The following is a 17028-nucleotide window of genomic DNA, read 5'->3' on the forward strand; positions in this document are numbered from 1 at the left end:
GGGCACCTTCGTCCCCCGGCCGCGCTACTCGTCGTACGACAGGCCGTGACCCACCGGGTAGAGCACCCGGTCCGGGTCGTCCGCGCTCTGTATCGGGACCGGCAGGCTGCCGAGCGGCCGGGCGCGGCCGGCCAGGACCCGGACGGCGGCGCGGAGTTCGACGTCGGTCCAGGAGTAGCTGGCGAGGGTGGCCCGCTGGCCGCCGATCCGGGCGATGTCGTACGGGTTCCGGATGGCGATCGTCACGACGGGCACGCCGGTGGCGACGAGCCGGGCGACGAGGGTGCGCTGCGGGCTGGTCGCGGAGACGTTGTACGTGCCCACGACGACGAGGTCCTTCCCCGCCGACGCCGCGACCGCCTCGTCGATCCTCGCGGCGGTCGGCGTGATGCCCGTGGAGAGCGCGGTGGCGGAGAAGCCGAGCTCGGTGAGGGCGCCCGCGAGGGTGGTGGTGGGCGGCCCGGTGGTGCCGGACGGCGAGGCCGGGTCGGCGCCGACGACGAGGACGGAGCCGTGGGAGGCGGGGGAGACCGGCAGGAAGCCGCCCTCGTTGAGGAGCAGCGTGGTCGTGCGCTCGGCGATCCGGTCGGCCTCGGCGAGGTGGGCCGGGGTGCCGACCGCGCGGTCGACGCCGGCCGGGTTCACGTACGGCTGCCGGAAGAGCCCGAGCTTCGCCTTGAGGCGCAGGACGCGCAGGACCGAGGCGTCGAGCCGCTCCTCGGTGAGCTCGCCGTCCTTGACGGCCCGGAGGACCGCGTTCCAGGCGACGTCGATGCTGGGCGGGTTGAGCAGCTGGTCCACGCCGGCCTTGAGCGCGAGGACGGGGACGCGCGCGTCGCCGTACTTGGTGCGCACGCCCTCCATGCCGAGCGCGTCGGTGACCACCACTCCGTCGTAGCCCAGCTGTTCCCGCAGGATGCCGGTGAGGATGGGCCGGGAGAGGGTGGCCGGGTCCTCGCTGGGGTCGAGCGCGGGGACGACGATGTGCGCGGTCATGATCGAGTCGATGCCGGCCGCGATCGCCGAGACGAACGGCGGGGCGTCGAGCGCGGCCCACTGCTCGCGGGTGTGGGTGATGGTCGGCAGGCCGTAGTGGCTGTCGACGGCGGTGTCGCCGTGGCCGGGGAAGTGCTTGGACGTGGCCGCGACCCCGGCCCGCTGGTACCCCTTGACCTGGGCGGCGACGAGTCCGGCGACGGCCTTCGGGTCGGAGCCGAAGGAGCGGACGCCGATGACCGGGTTGGCCGGGTTGACGTTGACGTCGGCGACGGGGGCGTAGTTCTGCCGGATGCCGACGGCGGCGAGCTCGGTGCCCGCGATCCGGGCGGCGTTGCGGGCGTCCGCGTGCGCACCTCCCGCGCCGAGGGCCATCGCGCCGGGAAGCAGCGTCGCGGGCTCGCCGACGCGGCAGACGATGCCGTGCTCCTGGTCCGTGGAGATGAGCACCGGCAGGGGCGTCGGCTGGGCGAGCGCGGCGCGCTGGATGCCGTTGGAGAGCTCGGCGATCTGGTGCGGGTCGCGGGTGTTGTGGGCCCAGGCGAAGTAGATGATCCCGCCGACGCGGTACCGCTCGACGAGCTCGGCGGCGGTGCGGACGCCGATCTCCCTGAGGTTGGCGTCGATGTCGGCCTGGTCGGGTGCCGTCGCGGAATGCCCGTACACCCGCATGACGAACAGTTGGCCGACCTTCTCCTCCAGGGACATCCCGTCGATGATCCGCCGGAGCCGGTCGTCCTGCGGGCGGTCCTGGTCGGCGCGGGCCGAGGGGGCGACTGCCCCGGTGACCGCCGCGGCGGCTGCGGCTGCGGTCACCGTGAGAAGGGTGCGTCGTTGCATGGTGCTCCTTCCGGCCGTGCGAGTGGGTGAGGTGGGGCTGAAGGAAACTTCCAAGGGGTCACGGATATCCGGAAAATAACTGCCAGGTCAAGGATGTGCGCAGGAATCGCCCGCGCACTCCCTACGTGGCGGAGGCGATCGCGGGCCAGAGCTCCTGGAGCGTACGGACCGTCTCCCGGATCGCCGGCCGCCGCGCCGCACCCGTCCGCCACATGGCGTGCAACCGCCGCGTCGGCACCGGGTCGAGCCGCACCGGCGTCACCTCCGGCGGCAGCGCGCCCCGCCCCAGGCGCGGGACGAGCGCGATGCCGAGACCGGCCGCGACCAGCGCGACCTGGGTGTGGTTCTCCTCCGCCTGGTGGGTGATCAGCGGCTCGAAGCCCGTCGCCCGCAGCGTGCGCGTGAGCCAGTCGTGGCAGACCGTCCCCGGCGGCTGCGAGATCCACCGCTCGGCCGCCAGCTCCTCCCGGCGCACCGACTCCCGTGCGGCGAGGGGGTGGTCGCGGTGGACGAGGATGTCGCACCGGTCGTCGCCGATGACGGCCCGCTCGACGCCCGGCGGGGTCGGCAGCGGGGCGATGTCCCAGTCGTGCGCCACGGCCACGTCGATCACGCCCCGCGCGACCAGGTCGACCGAGAGGTGCGGATCGACCTCGGAGAGGCGGGCGTCGAGGTCGGGGTGGAGGCGGGCGAGCTCGGCGAGCGCCCGGGGCATGAGTCCGCGTGCCGCGCTCGCGAAGCAGCCGATCGCGAGCCGCCCGGCGGGGCGCCCGCGCCGTTCCTCCAGCCGCACCTCGGCCTGCTCGACCAGTGCGAGCAACTCCTGTGCTGTGGAAGCAAGTTGATGGGCCTCGTCGGTGAGCCGGACGCCGCGTCCGCTGCGCTCGACCAGCGTCGTCCGGGTCTCCCGTTCCAGCTTCGCGATCTGCTGGGAGACGGCGGACGGGGTGTAGCCGAGGGCGGTGGCGGCGGCGCCGACGCTGCCGTGGACGGCGACGGCGTGGAGGGCGCGGAGGCGGCCGAGATCGAGCACGGAAGCTCCTCTTCGATGAAGCGTTGCTTCATCCCATCATGAAGGAACCCGTGCTGGTGCTACACGGTCACCGGCGGTCATGCTCGATGCCATGCGCCCGTCCCACATCGCCCTCGCCGCGCTCGTCGCCGCGGTCTGGGGAGTGAACTTCGTCGTCATCGAGATCGGCCTCGACCACTTCCCGCCGCTGCTCTTCTCCGCCCTCCGCTTCCTCGCCGCCGCCCTGCCGGCCGTCTTCCTCGTCGGCCGCCCCACGGTGGCGTGGAAGTGGATCGTCGGCGTCGGACTCGTCCTCGGCGTCGCGAAGTTCGGACTGCTCTTCACCGGCATGGACCTCGGCGCCCCGGCCGGACTCTCCTCCCTCGTCCTCCAGGTCCAGGCCGTCTTCACCGCCCTCTTCGCCGTCGTCGCCCTCGGCGAACGCCCCGGCCCCCGCAAGCTCGCCGGCATGGCCGTCGCCCTCGCCGGCATCGGGGTCGCCGCCGTCGACGAGGGCGGCTCGGGACCGCTCGCCGGCTTCGCCCTCGTGATCGCGGCGGCGGCCTGCTGGGGCGTCTCCAACGTCCTCACCCGCAAGGCCGCCCCGCCCGACGCGCTCAACTTCATGGTCTGGGTCAGCGTCGTCCCCGTCCTCCCGCTCCTCGCCCTCTCCCTCCTCCTGGAGGGCCCGGACCGCGACCTCGCCGCCCTGCGCGGACTCGACTGGACGGGCGTCGGCGTCATCGTCTACGTCGCCTGGATCACGACCGTCTTCGGCTTCGGCGCCTGGGGATGGCTCCTCCGCCGCCACCCCGCCTCCTCCGTCGCCCCCTTCTCCCTCCTCGTCCCCGTCTTCGGGATGTCCTCGGCGGCGCTCTTCCTGGGCGAGGGCGTGAGCCCGCTCCGGTGGTGCGCCGCCGCGCTCCTCGTCGGGGGAGTGGCGCTGACGTCCCTCCCGGGCAGGGCGGTTAACCGGTCGACGGCGGACGTGCCCCGGGTTACGGTGGCGCCCGCGCATGATCGTCCGTAACCGTCACGGCAAGAGGATCCACCCCGTATGACCTTCGAGAACATCGTCGTCGACAGTGCCGAACCCGCCCCCGGCGCCCTCCTGCTGGCCGGAATCCCGGGAAGCGGCAAGTCCACCGTCGCGGCGGCGCTCTCCGCCCGGTTCACGCGGGCCGCGCACATCGAGATCGACCACCTCCAGGAGCTGATCGTCCAGGGCTGCCACTGGCCGAACCCGGACGGCGACCCGGAGGCGGACCGGCAGATCCTGCTGCGCGCCCGCAACGGCTGCCTCCTCGCGGACAGCTTCGCGACGGCGGGCTTCCTGCCGGTCTTCGACGACGTCGTCGTCCGCCGCTCCCACCTGGACTTCTACCGCGCCCACCTGAAGGCGGTCCCGCTCCACGTCGTCATCCTGGCCCCTGGTCCGGACAAGGCGTGGGAGCGGAACAACGCCCGCCACAAGAAGCTCACGACGAACTGGGCGTTCCTCGACGAGGCCATGCGCGCCGAACTCTCGGACCAGGCCGTCTGGATCGACAACGCGGAGCAGACCGTCGAGCAGACCGTGGACGCGGTCCTCGCGGCGACGGGCCTGGGGGCCTACGCGGACGCCGGCCGGGCGGACACCGGCCCTGTCCGGCCCTGATCCGCCGGACGGGCCCTAGGGGGTGTGTCGACAGTGGCGCCTGCCCGGCGGCGCCCGGCACACGCCCTAAGCGGACTCGAAGGCGAACGGCTCGGCCGCCTCGTAGCGGCCGCTGACGTCGCCGACCAGCCCCTCCGCGGAGAGGTCGAGCCGGGCCGCCCGGTCGAAGTCGACCGCGTCGAGCCGGGTCCAGACGATGTCGGGGGAGTACGAGGACTCGAAGCCGTACACCCCGTTCGTCAGGTCCGCGAGGGTGCGCCAGATGGTGGCCGAGATGTTCGGCCGGGCCGGATCGGGCGTGCCGAAGGGCTGGGCGGCGTTCCGCATGACGCTGAGCAGCGCCGCGTAGGCGTGCGCCGGGGTCTCGGCGGGCGGCAGCCGGTCGAGGTAGTAGGAGGCGCGGACGAAGCGGTCGGCGGCCTGGGTCGTCCCGGGCAGCGGCAGCTCGCCGCCGAACCCCTCGTACCGCTTCAGGTGCTCCAACTGCTCGTCGAAGGGCGGGGAGTTGGTCATGACGGCGTAGGCCGGGTCATGGTGGATACGCGGCTTCCCGTCGAGGAACTCGACGATCGCCGAGTCCCCGCCCGCGTCCTCGATCGCGAGGTGGACGGTGCTCCACGTCCCGGAGCGCTCGTCGCCCTGCGGCCGCACCTGGAAGGGTTCCGCTTCCATCGAGGCGACGGCCTCGGCGACGGTCGCGAACCGGTCCAGGACGTACTGGGTCCACATCGAGACGCTCAGCGCGGGCAGCCCGGTGTCCCGCTCGCCGAACTCCGACTCGGCCAGCCACAGCAGGTGCGCCCCGAGTCCGCGCTCGTTGACCCCGTCGGTCGTGGCGGCGTCGTACGCGGTGGCGACGACGCTCCCGTACGCGGCGGTCCACCGCAGGGGGTTCTCCCCGTCGACCCCGACCCGCTCGACCCCTCGCGGCAGCACCCACAGGTTGGTCCCGAGGCTCTGCTTCCAGTCCATATTGCGACCGACGACCACCGGCTGCCCGGCGGCCCGCCACATGACACGTGTGCACATGCGGCCAGGCTAATCGGGTGAAACCCGGACGAAGGGCGTGACGCGCTCAGTCCCCGCAGCGCGGGAAGCCGTCCGTCCTCACGACGACCTCGCGCCCATCGAGGGGAGGGCCGGGTACTCGCCGGCTCCTACCCCCGCGGCCCCGCCGTGGACCCCCGTACCACCAGTTCCGCCGCCACCGTCTCCAGGCCGCCCGCCGGAGGCTGCTCCGCGCCCATGGCCAGGCGGCCCGCGCGGATCCCCGCCTCGTGCAGCGGCAGGTGGACGGTCGTCAGGGCCGGCACCGCGTCCACCGAGAACGGGAGGTCGTCGAAGCCCGCCACCGAGACGTCCCCCGGTACGGACAGGCCGCGCTCGCGGAGCGCCGCGCTGACGCCGAGGGCGACCGTGTCGTTCGCGGCGACGACGGCCGTCACCTCCGGGTCCCGGGCGAGGAGCTCGACCGTCGCCTCGTAGCCGGCGCGGCGGTCGTACGGGCCGTGGACCGTCGGCCCCTCGGTGACGCCCGCCGCCGCGAGCGCCTCGCGGTGGCCCTCCAGGCGGTGTCGGGTCGTCGTGCGGTCGGCGGGCCCGGCCGCGTAACCGATCCGCCGGTGCCCGAGTCCGAGCAGGTGCTCGGTCAGGCGCCGCGCGCCCGCGCGGTTGTCGAAGACGAGCGCCGCCGCGTGCGCGTCGCCCGGTGCGGGCGGCCGCCCGCACAGGACGACCCGCGTCCCCGCCTCCGCGAGCTTGGCGAGCTTGGCCGCCGTCGCCGCCAGGTGCTCCGGGTCCTCCAGGGAGCCGCCCATGAGGATCACGGCCGCGGCCCGCTGACGCTGGAGCAGCGTGAGGTAGGTGAGCTCGCGCGCGGGGGAGCCGCCCGTGTTGCAGACGACGGCGAGCTTCTCGCCCCCGCCGCGCCCCGACGCGCTCTCCCCGATCGCGCTCTGCGCCGCGCTCGCCATGATCCCGAAGAAGGGGTCGGCGATGTCGTTGACCAGCACGCCGACCAGGTCGGACGTCGCGGCGGCGAGCGAGCTCGCGGGCCCGTTGAGGACGTAGTCGAGCTCGTCGACGGCGCGGAGGACCCGCTCGCGGGTGGAGGCGGCGACCGGGTAGTTGCCGTTCAGGACGCGGGAGACGGTCGCGGGGGAGACCTGAGCGCGTGCGGCCACGTCGGCCAGGGTGACGGTCATCGCGTGCGTACCTCCAGGGCCTTGTCGACGGCGATGTCGGCAGGCTAGCGTCATCCTCCATAGAAAGCGCTTTCTTTCGACTTCTGTCGGGTCCTGTCGGCTTCCGTCGACTTCCGCCGAGAGCGCGGCACCCCGAGGAGAGGAACCCTCCGTGACACGCAGGACGGTCCGCATCGCCATGAACGGCGTCACCGGACGCATGGGCTACCGCCAGCACCTCGTCCGCTCGATCCTCGCCCTGCGCGAGCAGGGCGGCCTCGACCTCGGCAACGGCGAGACCCTCTGGCCCGAGCCCGTCCTCGTCGGCCGCCGCGAGCACGCCCTGCGCGCCCTCGCCGAGCGCCACGGCCTCACCGAGTGGTCCACCGACCTCGACGCCGTCCTCGCCGACGACACGATCGACGTCTACTTCGACGCCCAGGTCACCTCAGCCCGCGTCGACGCCCTCACCAAGGCCATCGACGCCGGAAAGCACCTCTACACCGAGAAGCCCACCGCCGCCGACCTCGCCGGCGCCCTCGACCTGGCCCGCCGCGCCGCCGACAAGGGCGTCAAGCACGGCGTCGTCCAGGACAAGCTGTTCCTCCCGGGCCTGCTCAAGCTCAAGCGCCTCATCGACGGCGGCTTCTTCGGCGAGATCCTGTCGATCCGGGGCGAGTTCGGCTACTGGGTCTTCGAGGGCGACTGGCAGGACGCCCAGCGCCCCAGCTGGAACTACCGCGCCGAGGACGGCGGCGGCATCGTCGTCGACATGTTCCCGCACTGGGAGTACGTGCTCCACGAGCTCTTCGGCCGCGTCACGAGCGTCTCCGCACACGTCGCCACGCACGTTCCGCAGCGCTGGGACGAGCAGGGCAAGCCGTACGCCGCCACCGCCGACGACGCCGCCTACGGCATCTTCCAGCTGGAGGGCGGCGCGATCGCCCAGATCAACTCCTCCTGGACCGTCCGCGTCAACCGCGACGAGCTCGTCGAGTTCCAGGTCGACGGCACCCACGGCTCCGCCGTCGCCGGCCTGCGCGGCTGCCGCGTCCAGCACCGCTCGGCCACCCCCAAGCCCGTCTGGAACCCCGACATCCCCGTCACCGAGTCCTTCCGCGACCAGTGGCAGGAGGTCCCCGACAACGCCGAGTTCGACAACGGCTTCAAGGCGCAGTGGGAGCTCTTCCTGCGGCACGTCGCGCTCGACGAGCCGTACCACTGGGACCTCCTCGCCGGCGCGCGGGGCGTCCAGCTCGCCGAGCTCGGCCTGCGGTCCGCCGCCGAGGGCCGCCGCCTCGACGTCCCGGAGGTGGCCCTGTGACGCTGCGCCTGCCGCTCCCGGACGGCTCCACGCGCGCGTACACCCCGCGTACGGAGCCGCTCGCGCTCGCCGCGACCGGCCCGCTGACCTCCCGTACGGTCTTCTCCGCCGCGCACGTCGTCGCCGACCCGTACGCCGACACGAGCCCGGACTCGCCCGCCGCCGTCGACTGGGACGCCACCCTCGCCTTCCGCCGCCACCTCTGGTCCCACGGCCTCGGCGTCGCGGAGGCGATGGACACCGCGCAGCGCGGGATGGGCCTCGACTGGGCGGGCGCGGCGGAGCTGATCCGCCGCTCGGGCGCCGAGGCGAAGGCCGTCGGCGGCCTGATCGCCTGCGGCGTCGGCACCGACCAGCTCACCGGCTCCGCCACCCTCCCCGAGATCCGCGCCGCGTACGAGGAACAGCTCGCCGTCGTCGAGGAGTCCGGCGCGCGGGCCATCCTCATGGCCTCCCGCGCGCTCGCCGCCGAGGCGGTCGGCCCGGAGGACTACCTCGACCTGTACGGGCACCTGCTCCGCCAGGCGGGCGAGCCGGTCATCCTGCACTGGCTGGGCCCGATGTTCGACCCGGCGCTCGACGGCTACTGGGGCTCGGCGGACCTGGACGCGGCGACGGAGACCTTCCTCGACGTCATCGCGGCCCACCCCGACAAGGTCGACGGCATCAAGATCTCCCTCCTGGACGCCCGGCGCGAGGTCGAGCTCCGCCGCCGCCTCCCGGAGGGCGTCCGCTGCTACACGGGCGACGACTTCCACTACCCGGAGCTGATCGCGGGCGACGAACAGGGCTTCAGCCACGCCCTGCTCGGGATCTTCGACCCCCTGGCGCCGCTCGCGGCGGAGGCGGTCCGCACCCTCGACACGGGCGACACGGAGGGCTTCCGCAAACTCCTCGACCCCACCGTCGCCCTCTCCCGCCACCTCTTCCAGCCGCCGACCCGCTTCTACAAGACGGGCGTGGTCCTCCTCGCCTGGCTCGCGGGCCACCAGACGCACTTCACGATGGTCGGCGGCCTCCAGTCCGCCCGCTCGCTGCCGCACCTGGCGACGGCGTACGAACGGGCGGACGGCCTGGGCCTGTTCCCGGACCCGGCGCTGGCCGAGGCCCGCATGCGCACCCTGCTCTCGCTCCACGGAGTCGACCAGTGAACCTCGACCGTTTCAGCATCAACCAGATGACGGTGAAGCAGCTCGCCCTCCCCGACCTGGTCGCGGAGTGCGTCCGGCTCGGCGTCCCGGGCGTGGGCCTGTGGCGCGAACCGGTCCGGGCGTACGGGGTCGAGGCCGCCGCCGCGCTCGTACGGGAGGCGGGCCTCGCCGTCACCACCCTCTGCCGGGGCGGCTTCTTCACGTCGGACGGCTGGGAGGAGGAGAACCGGGCGGCGATCGACGAGGCGGTGACGCTCGGCACCGACACCCTCGTCCTGGTCTCCGGCGGCCTGACGGCCACCTGCCCCGACCTCCCGTCGGCGCGGGCCCGCATCACGGAGGCGATCGCCGAACTGGCCCCGTACGCGGGCGACCGGGGCGTCCGCCTGGCGATCGAACCCCTCCACCCGATGTACGCCTCCGACCGCTGCGCGGTGTCGACCCTCGACCAGGCCCTGGAGATCGCGGAACGCTTCCCCGCCGACCAGGTCGGCGTCACGGTCGACACGTACCACCTGTGGTGGGACGACCGGGCCCCGGCGGCGGTCGCACGCGCGGGCGTGGCGGGCCGCGTCCACTCCTTCCAGCTCGCCGACTGGACGACCCCCCTCCCGGAGGGCGTCCTCAACGGCCGGGGCCAGCTCGGCACGGGCTCGATCGATCTCCGAGCCTGGTCCGCCATGCTCGATGAGGCCGGTTACGAGGGTCCGGTGGAGGTCGAACTCTTCAACGACGCCCTGTGGGCCAGGGACGGCGTGGAGGTCCTGGAGGAGACCCTGGACCGCTTCCTCGCGGTCTGACGAACGCCTCGGCGGCCCCTTGTGCGGAGGGGCCCCGAGGAGCACGAGGAGCCGCCCGGCCGTGCGGGGCCGGGCGGCCCGTCGTGCTTCGCGGCCCGGGCGGCCCGTCGTGCTTCGCGGCCCGGCCCTACTTCGCGGCCCGGCCCTACTTCTTTGCCGGCCCTACTTCTTCGCCCCGCCGCCCCCGCCCAGCAGGTCCCCCAGACCGCCCCCGCCGCCCTTCTTCGCGGCGGCCCTCTTGGTCAGGGCCGCGATGACGACGGGCACGAGGATGTCGACGGCGCGGTTCACCGTCGCCGGGGGCAGGCCCGTGCGCTTGGCGACCGCGTTCGCGGCCGGTTTGGCGAGCTTCGCGAGGACGCCGGCCATCAGGCCGCCCGCCGCGAGGCCGCCGAGCGCGGCGACACCCTGGAGGGGCGGCTCGGCCGAGGCCACCTCGTCGACCGCGGCCCGCACCTCGTCCGCGCTGCCGGGCTCGGCCGCCGCCTGCCGCAGCTCGCCGGAGAGCTCGTGAACCGACCCCTCCACGAGCCGGCGCGCCCCGTCCGCGTCGGTGCCGAGCAGTCCGGCGATCTCCTGGAGCCGGTCGTCGCCGAGCTCGTTCAGCACGTCGTCCTGGAATGAGGAGTCAGTCATGCCGGAAACGCTACGGTTCCTCCCGTTTCCCGGCATCCTGAACGCGAGGTTGTCCACAGGCCCGCCCCGCACTGTCCGTCCCCTTCGCTACGGTCGGTCCATGTCCAACTCCCAGCCCGGTGAAGGGCACGGTCCGGCGCGCACGGCGGTCGTCGAAGGGGTCCTGGAGAGGATCACGTACGCCAACGAGGAGAGCGGGTACACGGTCGCGCGCGTCGACACCGGGCGCGGCGCCGGGGACCTGCTCACCGTCGTCGGCGCGCTGCTCGGCGCCCAGCCGGGGGAGTCGCTGCGGATGGAGGGCCGCTGGGGGTCCCATCCGCAGTACGGCAAGCAGTTCAGCGTCGACAACTACACGACGCTGCTGCCGGCCACGATCCAGGGCATCCGCCGCTATCTGGGGTCCGGACTGGTCAAGGGCATCGGCCCGGTCTTCGCCGACCGGATCACCCAGCACTTCGGGCTCGACACCCTCGACGTCCTCGAAGAGGCGCCGGGCCGGCTGATCGAGGTTCCCGGACTCGGCCCCAAGCGGACGAAGAAGATCATGGACGCCTGGGAGGAGCAGAAGGCGATCAAGGAGGTGATGGTCTTCCTCCAGGGCGTCGGCGTCTCCACCTCCATCGCCGTGCGGATCTACAAGAAGTACGGGGACGCCTCCATCTCCGTCGTCCGCAACCAGCCCTACCGCCTCGCCGCCGACGTCTGGGGCATCGGCTTCCTCACCGCCGACAAGATCGCCCAGTCCGTCGGCATCCCGCACGACAGCCCGGACCGGGTGAAGGCCGGTCTCCAGTACGCGCTGTCGCAGTCCACCGACCAGGGGCACTGCTTCCTCCCCGAGGAGAGGCTCATCGCGGACGCCGTGAAGCTGCTCCAGGTGGACACGGGCCTCGTCATCGAATGCCTCGCCGAGCTCGCGGAGGACCCCGAGGGGGTCGTACGGGAGCAGGTGCCCGGCCCCGAGGGCGTGCCGCTCACCGCCGTCTACCTCGTCCCGTTCCACCGGGCCGAGCTCTCGCTCGCCGGGCAGCTCGGCCGCCTCCTGCGCGCCGGGGAGGACCGCATGCCGGGCTTCCGCGACGTCGCCTGGGACAAGGCCCTCGCCTGGCTCGCCGACCGGACGGGGGCGACGCTCGCGCCCGAGCAGGAGGAGGCGGTCCGGCTCGCCCTGACCCGCAAGGTCGCGGTCCTGACCGGCGGCCCCGGCTGCGGCAAGTCCTTCACGGTCCGCTCGATCGTGGAGCTGGCCCGTGCCAAGAAGGCGAAGGTGCTCCTCGCCGCGCCCACCGGCCGGGCCGCCAAGCGCCTCGCCGAGCTGACCGGCGCCGAGGCCTCGACGGTCCACCGGCTCCTGGAGCTCAAGCCGGGCGGCGACGCGGCCTACGACCGGGACCGGCCGCTCGACGCCGATCTGGTCGTGGTCGACGAGGCCTCCATGCTCGACCTGCTCCTCGCGAACAAGCTGGTCAAGGCCGTGGCACCCGGTGCCCACCTGCTCCTCGTCGGGGACGTCGACCAGCTGCCGTCGGTCGGTGCGGGCGAGGTCCTCGGCGATCTGCTCGCCCCGGGCAGCCCCGTGCCGTCGGTGCGGCTGACCCGGATCTTCCGCCAGGCGCAGCAGTCCGGCGTGGTGACCAACGCCCACCGGATCAACGCCGGCACCCCGCCCCTCACCCAGGGCCTGCCGGACTTCTTCCTCTTCGTCGAGGAGGAGACGGAGGACGCCGCCCGGGTCGCCGTGGACGTCGCGGCCCGGCGGATTCCGGCCAAGTTCGGCCTCGACCCGCGCCGGGATGTCCAGGTTCTCGCCCCGATGCACCGCGGCCCGGCCGGAGCGGGCTCCCTCAACGGGCTGCTCCAGCAGGTCATCACCCCGGCCCGCCCGGACCTCCCCGAGAAGAGGTTCGGCGGCCGGGTCTTCCGCGTCGGGGACAAGGTCACCCAGATCCGGAACAACTACGACAAGGGCGCCAACGGCGTCTTCAACGGCACGGTCGGCGTCGTCACCGCCCTCGACCCCGTCGAACAGCGCCTCACGGTCGTCACGGACGAGGACGAGGAGGTGCCGTACGACTTCGACGAGCTGGACGAACTCGCCCACGCGTACGCGGTCACCATCCACCGTTCGCAGGGCAGCGAGTATCCCGCCGTCGTGATCCCGGTCACGATGAGCGCGTGGATGATGCTCCAGCGCAACCTGCTCTACACGGCGGTGACCCGCGCCAAGAAGCTCGTCGTCCTGGTCGGCTCCCGCCGCGCCATCGCCCAGGCCGTCCGCACGGTCTCGGCCGGGAGGCGCTTTACCGCACTGTCCCACCGGCTCACAGGGGGCGCCGTCGTGTGAAAGATCACGGAGGGGTACCGGAACCGGGGCGAAGGGGGCAGGATATGAAGGTTGGCGGCACTGAGTGCCGCCGATTGGCCCAATGGTCGACCCCGAGTGCACTCTCCTGAGCCAAATGGGGGATGGTAGAGACAGTCAGGGCACCTCGAAGAAGAGGCACTACGTCGGTGAGGGATGACGTGAGCGACAACTCTGTAGTACTGCGGTACGCGGACGGTGAATACACCTACCCGGTGGTCGAGAGCACCGTCGGCGACAAGGGCTTCGACATCGGGAAACTCCGAGCCCAGACCGGACTGGTCACCCTGGACAGCGGATACGGCAACACCGCCGCCTACAAATCCGCGATCACCTACCTCGACGGTGAGCAGGGGATTCTGCGGTACCGCGGCTACCCCATCGAGCAGCTCGCCGAGAGCTCCACCTTCCTTGAGGTGGCCTACCTGCTGATCAACGGCGAGCTCCCGAAGGCCGACGAGCTGTCGACCTTCCAGAACGAGATCACGCAGCACACGCTGGTCCACGAGGACGTCAAGAACTTCTTCCGCGGCTTCCCGCGGGACGCCCACCCGATGGCCATGCTGTCCTCGGTGGTCTCCGCGCTGTCCACCTTCTACCAGGACAGCCACAACCCGTTCGACGAGAAGCAGCGTCACCTGTCCACGATCCGGCTGCTCGCCAAGCTGCCGACGATCGCGGCGTACGCGTACAAGAAGTCGATCGGCCACCCCTTCGTCTACCCGCGCAACGACCTCGGGTACGTCGAGAACTTCCTGCGCATGACCTTCTCGGTCCCCGCCCAGGAGTACGAGCTCGACCCGGTCGTCGTCTCGGCGCTGGACAAGCTGCTGATCCTGCACGCGGACCACGAGCAGAACTGTTCGACGTCCACCGTGCGCCTGGTCGGCTCCTCGCAGGCGAACATGTTCGCCTCGATCTCCGCCGGCATCTCGGCCCTGTGGGGCCCCCTGCACGGTGGCGCCAACCAGTCGGTCCTGGAGATGCTCGAGGGCATCCAGGCCAAGGGCGGCGACGTCGACTCCTTCATCCGCAAGGTGAAGAACAAGGAGGACGGCGTCCGCCTGATGGGCTTCGGCCACCGGGTGTACAAGTCCTTCGACCCGCGCGCCAAGATCATCAAGGCGGCGGCGCACGACGTCCTCTCGGCGCTCGGCAAGGACGACGCGCTCCTGGACATCGCGCTCAAGCTGGAGGAGCACGCGCTCTCCGACGAGTACTTCGTCTCGCGCAACCTCTACCCGAACGTGGACTTCTACACGGGCCTCATCTACCGCGCGATGGGCTTCCCGACCGAGATGTTCACCGTGCTCTTCGCGCTCGGCCGCCTTCCCGGCTGGATCGCCCAGTGGCACGAGATGATCAAGGAGCCCGGCTCCCGCATCGGCCGCCCGCGCCAGATCTACACCGGCGAGGTCCTCCGCGACTTCGTCCCGGCCGACGAGCGCTGAGCACTCACGCCGGCGAGTGAGCCGAAGGGGCGCGGATCCGGCGCCCCGGAGGCGAACCGAGCCCTGAAAAAGAGAAGCGCCCCGCCTGTCGATCCCCCCACGGGTCGACGAGCGGGGCGCTTCCCATATCCCGGTGCGGATTCCCCCCACGGGATCCGGGCCGGGCGCCTGGGCGCGGCCTGCCGGGGTACGTACGGGAGGGCCGCTCAAGCTCCCCGGTACGCACCCCAGCGCCAACGCTTGCCTAGGAACATCCCCCAAGACATTCCACGAACGTCCCCCAAGACGTTCTCGGCATCGCCCACTTAGACTCACGAGCAGCCCAGATGGTTACCCCCCAATATCTGTGATCTAGGTCTCCTTGTGAAGGTCCTGTGCGTCACACGTAAGTGAATTCACGCGAACCGGCGCAGCCGCAGGCTGTTGGAGACGACGAAGACGGACGAAAAGGCCATGGCCAGTCCGGCGATCATCGGGTTGAGGAGCCCCGCCGCGGCGAGCGGCAGCGCGGCGACGTTGTAGCCGAAGGCCCACGCGAGGTTGCCCCTGATCGTCGCGAGGGTGCGCCGCGCGAGCCGGATCGCGTCCGCCGCGACCCGCAGGTCGCCCCGGACCAGGGTCAGGTCGCTCGCCTCGATCGCCGCGTCCGTGCCCGTCCCCATCGCGAGCCCCAGGTCGGCCGTGGCGAGCGCGGCGGCGTCGTTGACGCCGTCGCCGACCATCGCGACCGTCCGGCCCTCGGCCTGGAGCCGTCGGACGACCTCGGCCTTCTCCTCCGGCAGGACCTCGGCGACGACCTCGTCGATGCCGACCTCGGCCGCGACCGCCTCCGCGACGGCCCGGTGGTCGCCGGTGAGCAGGACGGGCCGCAGGCCGAGGCCGCGCAGCCGGGCGACGGCCTCGGCGCTGGTCTCCTTGACGGTGTCGGCGACGGTCAGGGTGCCCCGGGCGACCCCGTCCCAGGCGACGTGGACGGCGCCGGGCTCCGCCGTGCCCGGCGACTCCACGGCGACGCCTTCCGCCGCGAGGAGGGCGGGGCGCCCGACGAGGACGAGACGGCCCTCGACGGAGCCGCGCACGCCGAGGCCGGGGACGTTCTCGAAGGTCTTCGGTATGGGGAGTTCGCCGCACCGCGCGGCGGCGTCGGCCGCGACCGCGCGGGCGACCGGGTGCTCGGAGGAGTGCTCCAGGGCGCCCGCGAGCCGCAGGAGCTCGGTCTCGTCGGTGGAGCCGAGGGCGTGGACGCCGGTCAGCGTCATGCGGCCGGTGGTGACGGTGCCGGTCTTGTCGAGGACGATCGTGTCGACCTTGCGGGTGGTCTCCAGGACCTCGGGTCCCTTGATGAGGATGCCGAGCTGGGCGCCGCGGCCGGTGCCGACCATGAGGGCGGTCGGGGTGGCCAGGCCGAGGGCGCAGGGGCAGGCGATGATGAGGACGGCGACGGCGGCGGTGAACGCGGCCGTGACGTCGTCGGTCACGAGCAGCCAGGTCACGAGGGTGCCGAGGGCGACGAGGAGGACGACCGGGACGAAGACGGCGGAGACGCGGTCGGCGAGCCGCTGCACGTCGGCCTTGCCGTTCTGGGCGTCCTCGACGAGCCGCGCCATGTGCGCGAGCCGGGTGTCGGCGCCGACCCGGGTGGCCTCGACGACGAGGCGGCCGGAGACGTTGACGCAGCCGCCGGTGACGGCGGTGCCCGGGGTGACGTCCAGGGGAACCGATTCGCCGGTGAGGAGCGAGGCGTCGACGGCGGACGCGCCCTCGGTGACGGTGCCGTCGGTGGCGATCTTCTCCCCGGGCCGTACGACGAAGAGGTCGCCGGTACGGAGGGCGGTGACCGGTACCCGTACCTCCGTGCCGTCCCTGAGGACCGCCACGTCCTTGGCGCCGAGCTCCATCAGGGCCCGCAGCGCGGTGCCCGCCTTCCGCTTGGCGCGGGCCTCCAGGTAGCGGCCGAGGAGGATGAAGGTGACGACGCCGGCGGCGACCTCCAGGTAGATCGAGGAGGAGGCGTGGGCGCGGTCGGCGGTGAGGTCGAAGCCGTGGCGCATGCCGGGCATGCCGGCGTCGCCGAGGAAGAGGGCCCACAGGGACCAGCCGTAGGCGGCGAGGGTGCCGACCGAGACCAGGGTGTCCATGGTGGCGGCGCCGTGCCGGAGGTTGGTCCAGGCGGCCCGGTGGAAGGGCAGGCCGCCCCAGACGACGACGGGCGAGGCGAGGGTGAGCGAGAGCCACTGCCAGTTGTCGAACTGGAGGGAGGGGACCATCGCGAGCAGGACCACCGGCGCCGAGAGCAGCGCGGAGACGAGGAGCCGCTGCCGGAGCGGGGCGAGCTCGGGGTCGGCGGCCCCGTCCCGCGCGTCGGGGGCCTCCGGCTCGGGCGGCGCCGGTTCCTCGGCGGTGTAGCCGGTCTTCACCACGGTGGCGATCAGCGCGTCGACGCCGACCTCGGGCGCGTGCTCGACGTGCGCCTTCTCGGTGGCGTAGTTGACGGTGGCCGTCACGCCGTCCATCCGGTTGAGCTTCTTCTCGATGCGGGCGGCGCAGGAGGCGCAGGTCATCCCGCCGATCGTCAGCTCGGTGGTCGTGAGGCTCATGAGTGGTTCCCAAACG

At 72.6% G+C, this 17028-nt stretch carries 13 protein-coding genes; 7 read left to right on the forward strand and 6 right to left on the reverse strand.

All coding sequences use genetic code 11. The features are described from left to right. Positions 1 to 24 precede the first annotated feature (24 nt). Together AB0G79_RS06635 and AB0G79_RS06640 are read right to left on the reverse strand one after the other, a co-directional pair. Positions 25 to 1836, reverse strand: coding sequence for a glycoside hydrolase family 3 N-terminal domain-containing protein (locus AB0G79_RS06635; protein ID WP_360801138.1), 1812 nt, complete (start codon positions 1834 to 1836; stop codon positions 25 to 27). A gap of 121 nt (positions 1837 to 1957) precedes the next feature. Further along, complete coding sequence (locus AB0G79_RS06640; protein WP_360801141.1) at positions 1958 to 2869, reverse strand: LysR substrate-binding domain-containing protein; 912 nt, start codon at positions 2867 to 2869, stop codon at positions 1958 to 1960. 91 nt (positions 2870 to 2960) lie between these two features. On the opposite strand from AB0G79_RS06640, the gene AB0G79_RS06645 reads away from it, so the two are divergent. Both AB0G79_RS06645 and AB0G79_RS06650 read left to right on the forward strand, forming a co-directional pair. Next, positions 2961 to 3878: an EamA family transporter gene (locus AB0G79_RS06645; RefSeq protein WP_360801144.1), complete on the forward strand. Its 918-nt coding sequence runs from the start codon at positions 2961 to 2963 to the stop codon at positions 3876 to 3878. A gap of 27 nt (positions 3879 to 3905) precedes the next feature. Next, the gene (locus AB0G79_RS06650; RefSeq protein ID WP_360801147.1) at positions 3906 to 4505 is read left to right on the forward strand and encodes an AAA family ATPase; all 600 of its coding nucleotides are present in this window, start codon (positions 3906 to 3908) and stop codon (positions 4503 to 4505) included. Between the two features lie 66 nt (positions 4506 to 4571). Here AB0G79_RS06650 and AB0G79_RS06655 read toward each other — a convergent pair whose 3' ends face one another. After that, positions 4572 to 5534 (reverse strand): linear amide C-N hydrolase, encoded by a 963-nt coding sequence (locus AB0G79_RS06655; RefSeq protein ID WP_360801150.1) that lies wholly within the window; start codon positions 5532 to 5534, stop codon positions 4572 to 4574. A gap of 128 nt (positions 5535 to 5662) precedes the next feature. Further along, positions 5663 to 6709, reverse strand: coding sequence for a LacI family DNA-binding transcriptional regulator (locus AB0G79_RS06660; RefSeq protein WP_360801153.1), 1047 nt, complete (start codon positions 6707 to 6709; stop codon positions 5663 to 5665). A gap of 151 nt (positions 6710 to 6860) precedes the next feature. Here AB0G79_RS06660 and AB0G79_RS06665 point away from each other — a divergent pair, with 151 nt between their 5' ends. Genes AB0G79_RS06665 through AB0G79_RS06675 form a run of 3 tightly spaced genes read left to right on the forward strand, consistent with a single transcriptional unit; the run spans position 6861 to position 9963 of the window. Continuing rightward, entirely contained in the window at positions 6861 to 8012 is a 1152-nt protein-coding gene (locus AB0G79_RS06665) for a Gfo/Idh/MocA family oxidoreductase (protein ID WP_360801156.1), read from the forward strand. Then, positions 8009 to 9163 (forward strand): dihydrodipicolinate synthase family protein, encoded by a 1155-nt coding sequence (locus tag AB0G79_RS06670; RefSeq protein ID WP_360801159.1) that lies wholly within the window; start codon positions 8009 to 8011, stop codon positions 9161 to 9163. Before AB0G79_RS06665 ends, AB0G79_RS06670 begins: the two co-directional genes overlap by 4 nt. A 26-nt stretch (positions 9164 to 9189) precedes the next feature. After that, complete coding sequence (locus tag AB0G79_RS06675) at positions 9190 to 9963, forward strand: sugar phosphate isomerase/epimerase family protein (protein WP_360801839.1); 774 nt, start codon at positions 9190 to 9192, stop codon at positions 9961 to 9963. A 162-nt stretch (positions 9964 to 10125) separates the two neighbouring features. Here the strand turns inward: AB0G79_RS06675 and AB0G79_RS06680 are convergent, their stop codons facing one another. Beyond that, the gene (locus AB0G79_RS06680) at positions 10126 to 10599 is read right to left on the reverse strand and encodes a DUF937 domain-containing protein (RefSeq protein ID WP_360801162.1); all 474 of its coding nucleotides are present in this window, start codon (positions 10597 to 10599) and stop codon (positions 10126 to 10128) included. A 100-nt stretch (positions 10600 to 10699) separates the two neighbouring features. Between AB0G79_RS06680 and AB0G79_RS06685 the strand changes: the two genes are divergently transcribed. After that, complete coding sequence (locus tag AB0G79_RS06685) at positions 10700 to 12946, forward strand: ATP-dependent RecD-like DNA helicase (RefSeq protein ID WP_360801164.1); 2247 nt, start codon at positions 10700 to 10702, stop codon at positions 12944 to 12946. 179 nt (positions 12947 to 13125) lie between these two features. After that, positions 13126 to 14415, forward strand: a complete 1290-nt coding sequence (locus AB0G79_RS06690) for a citrate synthase (protein WP_360801167.1) — start codon at positions 13126 to 13128, stop codon at positions 14413 to 14415. A gap of 395 nt (positions 14416 to 14810) precedes the next feature. Here AB0G79_RS06690 and AB0G79_RS06695 read toward each other — a convergent pair whose 3' ends face one another. After that, the gene (locus AB0G79_RS06695) at positions 14811 to 17012 is read right to left on the reverse strand and encodes a heavy metal translocating P-type ATPase (RefSeq protein WP_360801170.1); all 2202 of its coding nucleotides are present in this window, start codon (positions 17010 to 17012) and stop codon (positions 14811 to 14813) included. Between the last annotated feature and the right edge of the window lie 16 nt (positions 17013 to 17028).

Origin of the sequence: Streptomyces sp. NPDC020807, assembly GCF_040641575.1 — a bacterium.
Lineage (GTDB): Bacteria > Actinomycetota > Actinomycetes > Streptomycetales > Streptomycetaceae > Streptomyces.